General features: G+C 59.3%; 14 protein-coding genes. 3 read left to right on the top strand and 11 right to left on the bottom strand.

Going from position 1 to position 13559, the window contains the following annotated elements; genetic code table 11:
- Positions 1-108: 108 nt before the first annotated feature.
- The 6 genes from HF320_RS03705 to HF320_RS03680 form a co-directional block, all read right to left on the bottom strand.
- Positions 109-1275 (bottom strand): acetate/propionate family kinase, encoded by a 1167-nt coding sequence (locus HF320_RS03705; RefSeq protein WP_169277116.1) that lies wholly within the window; start codon positions 1273-1275, stop codon positions 109-111.
- Positions 1276-1442: 167 nt separating this feature from the next.
- Positions 1443-1778, bottom strand: coding sequence for a histidine triad nucleotide-binding protein (locus tag HF320_RS03700; RefSeq protein WP_169277115.1), 336 nt, complete (start codon positions 1776-1778; stop codon positions 1443-1445).
- 173 nt (positions 1779-1951) lie between these two features.
- Positions 1952-2221, bottom strand: a complete 270-nt coding sequence (gene xseB, locus HF320_RS03695; protein ID WP_022387738.1) for an exodeoxyribonuclease VII small subunit — start codon at positions 2219-2221, stop codon at positions 1952-1954.
- A 46-nt stretch (positions 2222-2267) separates the two neighbouring features.
- Positions 2268-3800, bottom strand: a complete 1533-nt coding sequence (xseA, locus tag HF320_RS03690) for an exodeoxyribonuclease VII large subunit (RefSeq protein ID WP_432417934.1) — start codon at positions 3798-3800, stop codon at positions 2268-2270.
- A 145-nt stretch (positions 3801-3945) separates the two neighbouring features.
- Complete coding sequence (locus HF320_RS03685; protein ID WP_169277114.1) at positions 3946-4650, bottom strand: zinc metallopeptidase; 705 nt, start codon at positions 4648-4650, stop codon at positions 3946-3948.
- A 309-nt stretch (positions 4651-4959) separates the two neighbouring features.
- Positions 4960-5331 (bottom strand): heavy-metal-associated domain-containing protein, encoded by a 372-nt coding sequence (locus tag HF320_RS03680; protein ID WP_169277113.1) that lies wholly within the window; start codon positions 5329-5331, stop codon positions 4960-4962.
- A 216-nt stretch (positions 5332-5547) separates the two neighbouring features.
- Here HF320_RS03680 and HF320_RS03675 point away from each other — a divergent pair, with 216 nt between their 5' ends.
- The 3 genes from HF320_RS03675 (at position 5548) to HF320_RS03665 (ending at position 8232) form a co-directional block, all read left to right on the top strand.
- Positions 5548-6279 (top strand): DUF3793 family protein, encoded by a 732-nt coding sequence (locus HF320_RS03675; protein WP_169277112.1) that lies wholly within the window; start codon positions 5548-5550, stop codon positions 6277-6279.
- A 40-nt stretch (positions 6280-6319) separates the two neighbouring features.
- Entirely contained in the window at positions 6320-6739 is a 420-nt protein-coding gene (locus HF320_RS03670; RefSeq protein ID WP_169277111.1) for a flavodoxin, read from the top strand.
- 266 nt (positions 6740-7005) lie between these two features.
- On the top strand, positions 7006-8232 hold the full coding sequence (locus tag HF320_RS03665) for an iron-containing alcohol dehydrogenase (RefSeq protein ID WP_169277110.1): 1227 nt from the start codon (positions 7006-7008) through the stop codon (positions 8230-8232).
- 198 nt (positions 8233-8430) lie between these two features.
- On the opposite strand, the gene HF320_RS03660 is transcribed toward HF320_RS03665, so the two are convergent.
- From HF320_RS03660 to HF320_RS03640, 5 genes are all read right to left on the bottom strand, one after another.
- Positions 8431-9234 (bottom strand): DUF3825 domain-containing protein, encoded by an 804-nt coding sequence (locus tag HF320_RS03660; RefSeq protein WP_169277109.1) that lies wholly within the window; start codon positions 9232-9234, stop codon positions 8431-8433.
- Between the two features lie 220 nt (positions 9235-9454).
- Positions 9455-10228, bottom strand: coding sequence for an amino acid ABC transporter ATP-binding protein (locus tag HF320_RS03655; protein ID WP_169277108.1), 774 nt, complete (start codon positions 10226-10228; stop codon positions 9455-9457).
- Between the two features lie 21 nt (positions 10229-10249).
- Complete coding sequence (locus tag HF320_RS03650; RefSeq protein WP_349290695.1) at positions 10250-11593, bottom strand: amino acid ABC transporter permease; 1344 nt, start codon at positions 11591-11593, stop codon at positions 10250-10252.
- Positions 11594-11699: 106 nt separating this feature from the next.
- Entirely contained in the window at positions 11700-12536 is an 837-nt protein-coding gene (locus HF320_RS03645) for an ABC transporter substrate-binding protein (protein WP_169277107.1), read from the bottom strand.
- A 150-nt stretch (positions 12537-12686) separates the two neighbouring features.
- Positions 12687-13556 (bottom strand): deoxyribonuclease IV, encoded by an 870-nt coding sequence (locus tag HF320_RS03640; RefSeq protein ID WP_169277106.1) that lies wholly within the window; start codon positions 13554-13556, stop codon positions 12687-12689.
- Between the last annotated feature and the right edge of the window lie 3 nt (positions 13557-13559).

The following is a 13559-nucleotide window of genomic DNA, read 5'->3' as shown; positions in this document are numbered from 1 at the left end:
GAATCCGAGTGGTGTCGTGGAGTAGCGCCGGCCATCTGCTCAATAAGAAATGCGCCCGGCCGCAAACGCGACCGAGCGCATACATCAATCGGGGCAATCGGCTGCGGATTAACCCAGCAGAGCCTCAACGTCGAGGGCGATCATAAGCTCCTCGTTGGTGGGAACCACGAGGACGCGAATCTTGGAATCCGGCGTGGAGATGACGCGCGGATCGTCGGAGCGAATGGCGTTGAGCTCGGGATCGATCTTGACACCCATCCAAGCCAGACGGTCGGCAACACCCTGACGCATGGTCACGGAGTTCTCGCCGATACCAGCGGTAAAGGCCATGGTGTCCACGCCCTCCATAGAGGCAGCCATCTCGGCAAACAGCTGGCTCGTGCGATAGTAGAACATCTCAAGAGCCATGGCGCACTTCTCGTCGCCCTCGTTCATACCGGCCTCGATATCGCGGGAATCGGAGGACTTGGCAGAAACAGCGAGCAGACCGGACTGCTTGTTCATCATGGTGTCGATCTCGTCGATGCTCATGTTGGCAACGCGGTTGAGATAGAACACGGTAGCGGGGTCGACGGCGCCGCAGCGGGTACCCATGACCAGGCCGTCGAGCGGGGTCAGGCCCATGGTGGTATCCATGCACTGGCCGTCCTCGATGGCGCACAGGGAAGCGCCGGAGCCCAGGTGGCAGCTCACGAGCTTATGGGTCTCATGGTTGGTGAACTCATCGACAGTGCGCCAGATGTAGCGGTGCGAGGTGCCATGAGCGCCGTACTTGCGCACGTGGTAGGTGTCGACCACGTCACGCGGAATGGCATAGCGCCAGGCGTGCTCGGGCATGTTGTAGTGGAATGCGGTGTCCGGAACGATAACGTTACCCAGCTCGGGGAACATCTCGCGGCAAATCTCGATAACATCGGCCTCGGCATAGTTGTGCAGCGGGGCAAGCGGTGCAACCTCACGGACCCAGCCGAGGGTCTCGTCGGTAACGACCTTGGACTCGGGGAAGTACCAGCCGCCCTGAACGACGCGGTGGCCGATGCCCTCGATAGGCTGGTCGACGGTCTTGAGAATATCGAAAACATGCTTGATGGCCGTCTTGTGATCGGGCAGGGCAACCTCCAGGGTGTCCTTCTTGCCATTCTCGGAGTGGCCGATGAAGGAACCGTCGATGCCGATGCGCTCGCAGTTACCCTTGGCAAAAACCTCGCCGGTCGTCGTGTTGAGCAACTGATACTTGAGGCTCGAGCTGCCTGCGTTCACAACAAGAACGTTCATGAATCTCCTATCTTCAAGATACTTTCAAGCGTGTCGAGGACGCACCCTCGACACAACGGTGCCCATGATACGCCAGAAACGGCGTCCGCATGGGCAAAATACGCAACGCTACAGGGTATTTACAACCAAATACGACGTTGACGCTGGGGAAACGTTGTGATGCACGCTTAGATGAGGTCCTCGCCAAGGTCGCATCCGCCCAACACGTGCATATGGAAGTGCATCACGGTCTGACCGGCGTCGGCGCCGGTATTAGTAATCACGCGGAATCCGCCGGTAAGGCCCTTTGCCCGCACAACCTCGTCCACAGCGTGCGCCATGGCGGCGAGCGTCTCGCCCGGCACGCCGTCGCAGATGTTGGCGTAGTGCTCCTTGGGGATAACAAGCGCGTGCACGGGCGCCTGAGGGTTCAGGTCGTCAAAGGCGATAACCTGATCGTCCTCGTATACCACGGTAGAGGGAATCTCGTGAGCAGCAATCTTGCAGAAGATGCAGTCTTCCATGTTGGGTCCTTTCATGTTGAATTGCAAGGCCAAAGCTTCAGCCGCACGGTGCACGGCAGCCGGACGCAAAGCCACGACAGCACAGGCCACCTCGATTATACGGCGAGCACGGGTGAGCCGGCCGCATCTATCTCACCGCAAGCGGCCGAGGCCGGCGCATCCCCGGCGCATCCCTACAAAAAGCTCGGCTTGTCCTCCGTGCTCGCTGCGTCTGCGGGCTGCAGCACATCGTTTCCATCGATATCGGCCATGAGCACCGAGACCTTCTGCTCGGCATCTGCCAGGCGACCGCGCAGGCTGCGAAGCAGCTCCACACCACGCGTATAGCTCTTGAGGGAAGCCTCGAGTTCCATATCGCCCGATTCGAGGTTGCGAATGATGTGCTCGAGCTCGGTCGATGCCTCGCGGTAGCTCAGCTCGTCTACGTTGGTCTGGTTCTCCATTGTCACAATCCCTTTCTTCCAAGGTATCTATATCCAAAAGTTCCCGCTAGTTCGCAGGGTCCGCAGCATCGATGTTCAGATTGTCTGCTGCCTCGACAGATGTCACGCATGCGCGCACGTTACCGTCGGCGAGCGCAATGCGAACCTCGTCGTCCGGGTGCGCATCGGCAATGCTCGTAAGCACTCCTGCAGGCGCATAGGCAATCGAGTATCCGCGCGCAAGGACCTTGAGCGGAGAAAGCGCATCGAGTGCCGCGGCCGAAGACGCCAGCTGCGAACAGGGAGCGTTAAGAAGACTCACACCCACATGGCGAAGCTGCGAGGTGGAAAGCTCGAGCGCGTGACGTTTCTTGGAAAAGCCCGCGGTGGCCCCACGCAAACGAGGGATCACAAGGTCAAGCTGCTGCGCGAAGCGCTTATGCGCGTGCTCAATAGCCGCGTCCAAACGCTCGGCGGTTTGCGAAAGCTCCACCCGACGGCGATCCACAATAACCGTAGGATCGGTCAGGCAGGGACGGGCGGCAGCCGCCTCGAGCGTGAGGCGCATGCGCTCCAAGCGCGCGTCCATAGCCCTCCGCACGCGCTGCGAATCATTGCCAAGAGCATCTTGGGCTGCAGCCAGACGCACGTTCATCGCGTTTGCCAGGCGGCGCTCGCGCGTGGAGGTCACCTCGACGAGGTCGGCAAGGGCGGGCGCCACCGACTCCGCCGCGGCCGTAGGCGTCGAGCAGCGTCGATCGCTCACCATATCGCAGATGGATGTGTCGGGCTCATGGCCGATACCAGTCACCACGGGCACCGGACAGGAGGCCACGGCGCGCGCCAAGCACTCATCGTTAAAGGTCATGAGGTCCTCAAACGAACCGCCTCCGCGCACAAGCAAGATGCAGTCGGGAGCAGGCTCGATTGCAGCGGCGCGGCGCAAGGCCTCGATAAGCTCGGCAGGAGCCCCCTCGCCCTGGACCTTCGCGCCCACGCAGACAAGCTCCACAAGCGGGTTGCGGCGGCGCAGCGTACGCTTCACGTCGTCGATCACCGCGCCCGAAAGCGACGTGACCACGGCCACGCGATTGCAAAACACGGGAACATGGCGCTTGCGAGCCTCATCCATAAGGCCCTCGCGACGCAGTTTCTCGGCAAGAGCCGCCACCTGCTGACGAAGTAGGCCCTCCCCCGCGAGAGAGAAGTTCCGCGCAATAAAGCTCATGCGCCCCGTGGGCTTGTACAGATCAAACGAACCGGTAAACTGCACCTGCAAGCCGTCGCGCAAATCGAAGGCACGCTTTGAGTAGACGCCGCGCCAAATCTTGCAATCGACCGCAGAGGCATCGTCCTTGATTTGAAAATAGCAGTGGCCGCTTCGGGCGTTGGGTCCGCGAAAACCCGTCACTTCGCCAATTACCGTGAGCTGCGGGATGGCATCGAGCGCATTCGCCGCCATCTCGACCGCTTGGGAAACAGAAAGGGCGTCGGCGTCCTTTCCCGCAGCGGATTGCCCCGCAGCCTCGTTATCGGCCATGGCGTTCGCAAAGTCGATAAACGAGCCCGAAGAGGTCCCGGTCAAGTTCCAGCCTTCCACTATCAGTCCCCCTCTCTTTTTATATGAAGCATCGTCTTAATCAAATAACAAGTCTATCGCGCCGCCCGGACAGGAACGACGCGATACCCCTCCCCGCATGACAAAAGTCCATGGGTTTGTTTTGTCATATTTCTCGACAGGGTCGCTAATCGTTACGACGAGATGTGCGAGCGAGCAGATAGAGCAGCTGAATCACCGAGGAGAGGGCAGCCGCCACGTACGTAAGCGCAGCCGCGGTGAGTACCTTCTTGGCGCCGCGCACCTGCTGAGCGCTCATGCCCGACTCCTGGATATAACGCACGCCGCGACGGCTTGCATCGATCTCGACCGGCAAGGTAACGACCTGGAAGAGAACGGAGAACGAGAAGAGCCAGATGGCAAGCGTGGTCAGGCCCGCAAGGTTCAGCGCAACGCCGAGGATAAAGACGATCGTCCAGGCGTTCTGGGTGAGGTTCACGACCGGCACCAGGGCCGAGCGGAGCTTCATCATCGCATAGCCCTGCTCGTGTTGAGCGGCGTGACCCGCCTCGTGGCACGCGACGGCAACGCTCGCGACCGACCCGCCGTACTGGTTATCGCGCGAAAGGTAGAGGTTGCTATCGGTGGGGTTGTAGTTATCGGTAAGAGTGCCGCCGATGCTTTTGATGTCAACGTTTTGACAGCCGTTAGCATCGAGCATGCGGCGCGCTGCCTCGGCGCCGGTGATGCCATCGGACTTGACGTTAGACCAAGTGCCGTACGTCGACTTGATATACGCCTGGGCGGCAAGGCCGATGACCGTGGAGACAAGCACCACAAGCAGATAGAGCGGATCCATTCCGTAGCCGTAGCCGTAACCGTAATAGGGCATGTGTGTCCTCCTCATTTCAAATTTAAGGAAGTGTACCCAAAAGCCCCTCGCCCCCATGTGACAAAAAGTCGACAGGTTTATTTTGTCACATCCGAGCCTTCGCCGAGGAGCGCTGTCCAAGAATCCCCAGCTAGATGCCTGTGTGACAAAAAGACGACAGGTTTAATCTGTCACATTTTGCCACTGGCCGAAATGTCGAGTTACCGCGGACGAATCGAAGACGGCTCCGTGGCCGCCACGCCCTTACCCCCACCGGTCGCAGGGTCCCGCCCAAGTTGCAATGCGACGCGGCACGCACGCCCGGCAACACTATGGCTGCAAGATTTTATAGCCCGCCTTGGATACGACATCCGAAAGAGCCTTTTGATCGATTGGAGTCTTCGATCGAACCGTGGCGATACGGCTCCCAAGGTCGACCGTGGCCCAAGTCCCCTCGACGGCATTCAGGGCATTGGCGACGTTTTGCGCACAGCCCTCGCAGCTCATACCGCCGATGAGGAAATTTGCTTGATACGGATAGTGGGAAACATCGGTATCGGCCACGATGGCCTTCTTAACACGCGTGCGCTTCTGCCCATCCGAGCAGCAGCTCTTGCCAGAAAAACTGGCAACAATGCGAGAGAGACCTAAGAAGAATCCCACCGCAATGATGATCACGACGATGACAGTGGATACGGACATATCAATGCGCCTTTCTTGTTGGTAGACATCCCCCGAGCCCATGCGCTGCCGACTATACCCCGCTCGGGCTAGGAGGCATCGGTCATCATAAAAGTTTAATCAAGTTGACTTTTTCTCTTGACCGCAAGGCCTCAACACTATAAGTTCCCCTTAGTTAACTTGTGCCGATCACCCGCCGCTTGTTAAAGCACGGCGAGGCCACGAGAGGAGAACGCCATGACATGGCCCATCGATGTCCAGGCCCTCGAACAAGCCATCGTGCGCAACTGTTCCCCCACTTTGGCTGCACTAAAACCCGCCAGCCTGTTCACCTTTCCCGGCTCGTTCACAGCGCAAGCACCTGAGAACCAGAACGAAGCTAGCGCGCACAGACAGGCCCTCCTCGAAGCTGTGAAGTATTGCCAACGTCAAGTTTCAAACGCCGGAGTCGCAATCCGCATTCTGGCCTGGAAGCGCTGCGGAGCCCTCGTCTACGTGTATCGCCCTTGCGAACTTGCAGCGTATCTTGTCGACCGGCGGGCGGCGCATCCGCTCGAGAACGAAGGGTATCGCATTGGCAATCTTGAAGCGTGCCTCGATGAGCTGTCGCGTCGCCTGCAGAACCGGTCGAACGCAGCCGTCAAACGAGCAAACGATGAAAGCAAGCCCTGTCCCTGCAGCAATCGCGTCTGCCGAAATGAGTTTCCGCACGAAATCGGCTTTTTCCTGGGCTATCCCTACGAAGACGTAATCGGCTTTATTAAAAACCACGGGCAAAACTACCTCGAAGTTGGCCCCTGGAAGGTATACGCCAACCAAAACCAAGCCAGGCGAACATTCGCTCGCTTTCGACGCTGCGCATCGATATACGCCCGCGCATATCGATGCGGACGAAGCCTTCGCCGCCTCACAGTACGTCCCACGGTAAACGGGCGCAACGCAGCGCGCCCACAGCAAACACAACGGTAATCCTGCCCATTCGGGCATCAATCGAACAAAGGAGTTCAACATGAGTAAGGTAGCAGTGGTGTATTGGACCGGCAGCGGCAACACCGAGGCGATGGCGGCGGCAGTGGCTGAGGGAGCCGAGGCGAAGAACGCAACCGTCGAACAGATTCTAGCCGCCGATTTCTCCCTCTCCGCAGCCGAGGAATACGACGCCTACGCCTTTGGTTGCCCCGCCATGGGCGCAGAGGAGCTTGAAGACAGCGAATTCCAGCCCATGTGGGACGAGGTTAAGGGCAGTCTTGGCGACAAGAAAGTCGTACTCTTTGGCTCTTACGGCTGGGGCAACGGGGAGTGGATGGACGCTTGGAAGGAAGATGCCGAAGAAGCCGGCGCCAACGTGATTGACTCCCTCATCATCAACGAGGAGCCCGATGACGACGGCATTGCCGCGTGCCAGGCCCTCGGCGCCCAACTCGCCTAGCAACGTGACAGCAAGTCGACAGGTTTATTCTGTCACATCCGACCGTTCACCGGTCGACTCCTCCATGTGTGACAAAAGTCCTCAGGTTTAATCTGTCACATTTTGCCTTCTATCAAAAATATCAAACCGTCCGACAGCGGCATGTGCGTAACTGCCGAGCGCCCCACCTCAACTAATTTGCGTCACCGCCCAAATAGCGTCCGCTGGCCCCCATCGGCGGGCGCTATAGTAGATGTCGCCACGACACCATCGAGAAAGGGCGTTTCATGAACGATTTTTCCTTCTATTCGCCAACGCGCATCATGTTTGGCCGCAAAATGGCCGACCACGTAGGAGAGCACGTCGCAGCCGCTGGCTACACCTCGGCACTCCTGGTATACGGCACCAGCTCCGTAGTGCGCACCGGAACGCTCGAGCGCGTTAAAGCCTCACTCGACGCCGCGGGCGTCGCGCACGTGGAGCTCGGCGACGTACGCCCCAACCCCGAAATTTCCTCGGTTCGCGAGGGCCTGCGCATCGCACGCGAGGCAAACGTCGACTTGATTCTGCCTGTGGGCGGCGGCAGCGCCATCGACTGCGCCAAGGCCATTGCCCTGGGCATTCCCTACGACGGCGATGTCTGGGATTTCTTCCGCAAGCGCGCCGCACCGGCTCAGCGCATAGACGTCGCCTGCGTGCTCACTCTCCCCGCATCCGGTTCCGAAGCCTCCAATTCCTGCGTCATCAGCAACGATGCCGAGCACCTCAAATGCGGCTGCAACACCGACCTCAACCGCCCCGTCATGGCGTTCATGGACCCCGAGCTCACCTTCACCCTGCCGCCCTACCAAACCGCAGCGGGCATCACGGACATGTGCGCGCACATCATGGAGCGGTTCTTCTCCGGCCAGCCCGCGGTTCCCGTTACCGATAACATCGCCTGCGGCCTAATTCGCGCCATCATGGATGCTGCACCGCGCGTAATGGAAAATCCGCAAGACTACGACGCGCGCGCCAACATCATGTGGGCAGGCACCCTCGCCCACAACGGCATCGCGGGTCTTGGCCTAGGCTGTGCCGGTGGCCGCGATGGCGACTGGAGCTGCCACGGCATGGAGCATGAGCTCTCGGCCTTTGATGTGAAGATCACGCACGGTGCCGGCCTCGCAGTACTTTTCCCCGCCTGGATGCGCTACGTGTGGCGCGAGCACCCCGAGCGCTTCTTGGAGTTTGGCCGTCAGGTCTTTGGCATCGAGCCAGTGGACCCCGAGGCAGACGGCGTAGGCATCACGCCCGAGCAGGCAATCGAAGATGCCGTGATGGAAACCATCGACGAACTCCAGGAGTTTTTCTGCTCCCTCGGCATGCCGCGCACGCTCGCGGAATTTGGCATGAAGGCCGATGATATCGACAGCCTGATGCCGGGCCTCAAGATCACGCGCGGCGAGGTGTTTGGCAACTTCAAAAAGCTCACATTGGACGACGCCCGCGCGATTTACGAATCTGCGCTCTAGCCAGAAGCCCGACCGCGCCACTCGTTCTCGCCCGCGCCACCTCGATCGCCGCACGCAGAAGCCGCAACGATGCGCATCGCACCGGAGTATGCCCCGACCCCGGCACGCGCATAATCCCAAACGCAACGCGCCCCCGCCGAGAATCAATCTCGGCGGGGGCGTCGTCATCCTTCGGCACAAACTACTCAGCCGCACCCACTAGTCGCCGCACACGTCCGGACAAGCGGCGTCCTTAATCCAAGGAGCCTCGGGGCGGCAGATCAAACGCGCGTTGTTGTACGCCATATCAAGCGTCAGACAGGTGCGAGCCGAATAGTAACCGTCCTCGCGCTGAATGGTGAGAGCCAGCTCCGGGGTATCGCCCGTCAAGCAAAGCGGCAGCAGCAGCTGAATCCTGCCGTTGTAGTACTGCGGCACGGCGATGGTGTAATTGGCAGCAGCCCGGCGACTTGCCTCCATGACGGCACCCTCAAAAGCGTGGCGCAGCAAAAACGCCCTATCTTCGCCCTTGAGCTGCTCCGGTATGCGAGAGAGATTCTCGGCATCGCCCAAGATATGATCGATATTGGTCCGCACCTCAAGACGATAATCAAACACGAAGTCGGCAGGATTCTCGCTAAAGTGCACGCGATCGGGAAGCACGCTGAACTCAATCAGACGCGGGTCGCTCGCCTTATAAAAGCCCTTGAGAAACCACTGCTGGCGGGCATCCGGTCGCTCATTGGGCTCAAACAGCACGTAGATGGGCTCGAAACGCTCCGTAAACAGACCCGTATCCATCAGGCAGCAGTCATGCTGAAAAATCAGGGCCGAGCAGCCCTCCCCCACCTCAGCGGCTTTGTTGTACAGATGGACGGCGCGCTTGAACGTAAACGTCAGATAGTTCTTGAGCACGCGATCGTTTTCGCCCCAATCCTCGGGAGCGGCAAGCTCGCTCAGATAGGCAAAGGCGGGCATGGGGTAAAATGCGAAATCAAACAGGTTCTCTTCAATGCTAAACACGGTAATCCTTACGCTCGTTTTTAACTCGCATCAAAGTAGCATGCCGTCCGGACACAAGCTGCTGTCGAGAAGACACTGCCGGCACTCGCCTGCCCCAAACACCTAAGCACAGCAGCGCCCCTGCCAAGGATCACCTCAGCGGGGACGCTGCATTCAACCGCCTAGAATATGAAGGCCTTGTGAAAATGTGACAAAATAAACCTGTCGACTTTTTGTCACATTAGGAGATGTGGCCGAGGAATTCGCGGGTGCGCTCGGATTTGGGGTGGTCAAAGACCTCCGCCGGGGTGCCCTGCTCGACAACCACGCCGCCGTCCATGAAGATCACGCGGTCGGCAACATCACGCGCGAACTTCATCTCATGCGTCACCACAATCATGGTCATGCCGCCGCGGGCAAGGTCACGCATAACGGCAAGGACGTCGCGCACGAGCTCGGGGTCCAGCGCACTTGTTGCCTCGTCAAACAGCATCACGTGCGGGTTCATGGCCAGGGCGCGGGCGATGGCGACGCGCTGCTGCTGACCGCCCGAAAGCTGGCTCGGCATGAAATCCACGCGGTCGCCCAAACCAACCTTCTTCAGCCCCTGGATAGCGATCTGCTCGGCCTCCTCCTTGGAACGCTTGAGCACCTTTTGCTGGGCGATCATGACGTTCTTCTTGACCGAAAGATGCGGGAACAGGTTGAACTGCTGGAACACCATGCCCAGCTTGGCACGCACACCGTTGATATCCACGCCCTTGGCCGTGATGTCGGCGCCCTCGAAGATAATCTGGCCGCTCGTGGGCTTCTCAAGCAAGTTAACGCAGCGCAGCATGGTCGACTTACCAGAACCGGAAGGGCCAAGCACAACCACAACCTCACCGCGGTGCACGTCGATGTCGATGCCGCGCAGGACCTCCAGGTCCCCATAGCTCTTGTGCAAATCCTTAATGCGAACAATTACGTCGTCCTCGGACATAGCGCCCTCCTGGACCTCGTTGCTCTCACTCATAGATAGATCTCCTTCTCGGTCCTAGAGGGTGGCGTCGGCAGCATTCGCCTTTGCACGGGCGCCCTTGGGGGAATTCTTCTTGGCAGGCGTCTTACCCGCAAGCCTGTTCTCCAGACCGCTCACCACACGCGTAAGCGGCAGGGTAACCAGCAGGTAGAACAAGGCCGCCACCACATACGGAGTGATGGAGCCGGTAGTGGCGACGATCGTCTTCGCATACATGACGATCTCCATCACACCCACGGCGGCGAGCAGCGACGTATCCTTGTACAGCAGGATAAACTCGCTGGTAAGCGTAGGCAAGACATTGCGGAAGGTCTGCGGAATGATGACATAGAGCATCGTCTGCACACGATTCATGCCAAGGGAGCGAGCTGCCTCGTTTTGTCCCGGCGGGATAGATTGGATGCCCGCGCGGAAGATCTCGCACAGATAGGCCGCCGAATTCATGGCCATCACGATGACGCCCAGCGGATAGTTGCCAATATTCACGCCCGCAAGCGGCAGGCCAAAAAATGCGATGTAGATCTGCAGGAACGCCGGCGTGCCGCGGATGATGTTGATATAGAACCCCGAGATGCCGTGCAGGATGCGCGAGTTGGAGATGCGCATAAGCGAAAGGATGAAGCCAAAGGGAATGGCCAGCGGAAAGGCCACGAGCACGATAGCGAGCGCCATCAAAAAGCCCGAGAACACAACAGGCAAGCTGGAGACGATGATGAGCGGGTTGAGGAACAAGCGCAGGAAGCGGTTGGAATTCCATGCCTCAACCCAAGGCTGCTCCTCGAGGAACGACTCAAACTGGTCGAGTGCCGAAGTACCCTTGATGGTGAGGGCGGGGATGTTCGCCACATCCTTCTCGGTACCATCGGCGAGCTCATAGGTGGCGCTCAGCTGCTCACTGCCGCCATGCGCGGGAAAGACCACATGGTACAACTCTAAGCGGAAGTACTTGCCCGCCTCGGTTGCCTTAGGGAAGGTGGCCTTTACCGTCTGGCCGTCGACGCTGTACTTGGGCTTGACGAACGTGCGATCCATAAGGTCTTCGCCGGACAGGATGGTCACGCGCGCGTCCTCGGTGGAAAACTCGGTCCCCTGTGGAAGGGTAACGGTAAATCCGGTGAGGGCCTCGTCTTTATCGGCCTGGAACTCCCAGGTCAGGCGCGTCTCCTTGCCGCCCAGGACGTCGCTGCCGGCATCGGCATTGGGCTGTGCGGTGAGCTTTTGCACCTCAAGGGCGCAGGCAGGCGCGGGGGCCAGAACGGCGCCGCAGCCCAAAGCGCAAGCCGCAAGGGCACAGGCAACAGCCAAACGACGCAGGGCCGCGCGGGCGCCGCCGAGTGTTGTGTTCACGGGTTCAGTCACGATAAAACTCCTTACACCCCCGCTCGCCAAAGCACGCGCGAATACGCGCAAAGGCCCCTCCCGCGCTGAGCGAAAGGGGCCGAATGGCTACAAGCGGGGCAACAAACTACTTGATGTTGTACTGCTCCATGAGAGCGTCAACGGTACCGTCCTCGGTAAGCTCCTTCAGAGCCTCGTTGATCTTCTTGGTGAGCTCGGGGTTGTCCTTGTTGACAGCGATGGCATACTCCTCGCCGGTGCTAACCTGCTTGATGGTCTGGCAGTTGTCGAACGAGGATGCGGTGAGCTGGGAAGCGACGGAGCGGTTGGTCACCAAAGCGTCGGCCTTAGAAGCCTGAAGTGCAGAGAAGCAGTCCGTGGCGTTCTTGAACGGAACGAGTTCGGCGTTGGGGAAGTTCTCCTTTGCGAAGGACTCGGCGGTGGAGCCGGACTGGACGGCGATCTTCACGCCCTCCTTGTTAAGCTCGTCGGCATAGTTGTCGCCAGTGATGGCGGTGTTGTCCTTAAGGGTGACGATAGCCTGGTCGTCCATGTAATAGGAGTCGGAGAAGTCGACTTCCTTCTTGCGATCGGGAGTGGCAGTGATGGCCGCGATGGAGCAGTCGTACTTAGTGCCGCTGGCAACGCCTGCTACCAGGGAGTCGAAGTCGACGTTTTTGTACTCGACCTCAAGATCAAGCTTCTCAGCGATCTTCTTGATGAGCTCGAGGTCGAAGCCCTTGTAATCGCCATCCTCCATATACTCAAACGGCTCGTACTCGGCAGAGGTGCCCACGGTCAGCTTGCCCTTGGTGACGAGCTGCACGCTGTCGGACTTCGCAGCAGAACCGGCGTCGGTGCTACCCGCGGAGGTACCGCCGTTGCCGGAACAACCGGCAAGGGCGAGAACGGCGGCGAATGCGCCTGCGGCGACGACAGCGCCAAACTTCTTGAACTTGTACATACTTTTCTCCTTCCACGCGTCCCCTCTTGGTCAGGAACGCATAAAACTAGGGGCCATTATGCTCCGCCGTGCATAATGGCCCTCCGAAAAAGTGCTTTGTAACAAAATAGACTTATTTTTATCCACAATTGAAAACAATCGCCCAAACGACTAGTCCCCCTGCAGACCCCGCAGCAGTTGAATCTCATGCGCATAACCCGCAAGCTCATTGGGCGTTTCCAGAATAAACGGCAGATCGCGCAGACGCGGATGAGAAACAATGCGCGCGAAAACCTCCTCGCCCCCGCCAAGCTCGGCAGATCCCAGGTAGCCCGCGCCAATGACTTCGTGACGATCCTTATGCGCCCCGCAGGGATTCTTGGAGTCGTTGATGTGAACGGCGCGAAGACGCGAAGCCCCCACCACACGGTCGAACTCAGCCAGCACGCCGTCGAGGTCGTGCACGATATCGTAGCCGGCATCACTCACATGGCAGGTATCGAGGCATACACCCAGGCAGGCGTCCAGCTCGGGCCGGCGCGTACGCACCGCATCGATAATCGCCGCGAGCTCTTCAAAGCGGCTTCCCACCTCGGTGCCCTTGCCCGCCATGGTCTCGAGCAGCACGCACGTGCGCTGCCCCTCAAACATCACCTGGCACAGTGTATCGGCGATGAGCTCGATCCCGCACTCGATGCCCTGGCCCACATGGGCTCCAGGATGGAAATTATAGTAATTGCCCGGCAATGCCTCCATACGTCGCAGGTCTTCCCCCATCGCCTCGAGCGCGAACTCGCGCGCACGCTCTTTAGCAGAGCAGGGGTTATAGGTATAGGGAGCATGCGCCACGAGTGGCCCAAACGAATGCTCCGCCATGAGCGAGCGCAGCGCGGCCACATCGTCTAAATCGAGTTGACGCACAGAACCGCCGCGCGGGTTGCGCGTGAAAAACGCGAACGTGTTGGCGCCAATAGACAGTGCCGTCTTTCCCATTGCCTCGTATCCATCTGAGATGGAAAGATGACATCCAATCGTTAACATCGC

Source organism: Collinsella acetigenes, assembly GCF_012844445.1.
GTDB lineage: Bacteria > Actinomycetota > Coriobacteriia > Coriobacteriales > Coriobacteriaceae > Collinsella > Collinsella acetigenes.
The sequence above is the reverse complement of the archived record's forward strand: the minus strand, read 5'-3'. Positions and strand labels throughout refer to the sequence as shown.

Coding starts and splice junctions, on each gene's coding strand:
- HF320_RS03705 (WP_169277116.1), bottom strand. CDS start 1,275: ATGAACGTTCTTGTTGTGAACGCAGGCAGCTCGAGCCTCAAGTATCAG.
- HF320_RS03700 (WP_169277115.1), bottom strand. CDS start 1,778: ATGGAAGACTGCATCTTCTGCAAGATTGCTGCTCACGAGATTCCCTCT.
- xseB (WP_022387738.1), bottom strand. CDS start 2,221: ATGGAGAACCAGACCAACGTAGACGAGCTGAGCTACCGCGAGGCATCG.
- HF320_RS03685 (WP_169277114.1), bottom strand. CDS start 4,650: ATGCCCTATTACGGTTACGGCTACGGCTACGGAATGGATCCGCTCTAT.
- HF320_RS03680 (WP_169277113.1), bottom strand. CDS start 5,331: ATGTCCGTATCCACTGTCATCGTCGTGATCATCATTGCGGTGGGATTC.
- HF320_RS03675 (WP_169277112.1), top strand. CDS start 5,548: ATGACATGGCCCATCGATGTCCAGGCCCTCGAACAAGCCATCGTGCGC.
- HF320_RS03670 (WP_169277111.1), top strand. CDS start 6,320: ATGAGTAAGGTAGCAGTGGTGTATTGGACCGGCAGCGGCAACACCGAG.
- HF320_RS03665 (WP_169277110.1), top strand. CDS start 7,006: ATGAACGATTTTTCCTTCTATTCGCCAACGCGCATCATGTTTGGCCGC.
- HF320_RS03655 (WP_169277108.1), bottom strand. CDS start 10,228: ATGAGTGAGAGCAACGAGGTCCAGGAGGGCGCTATGTCCGAGGACGAC.
- HF320_RS03645 (WP_169277107.1), bottom strand. CDS start 12,536: ATGTACAAGTTCAAGAAGTTTGGCGCTGTCGTCGCCGCAGGCGCATTC.
- HF320_RS03640 (WP_169277106.1), bottom strand. CDS start 13,556: ATGTTAACGATTGGATGTCATCTTTCCATCTCAGATGGATACGAGGCA.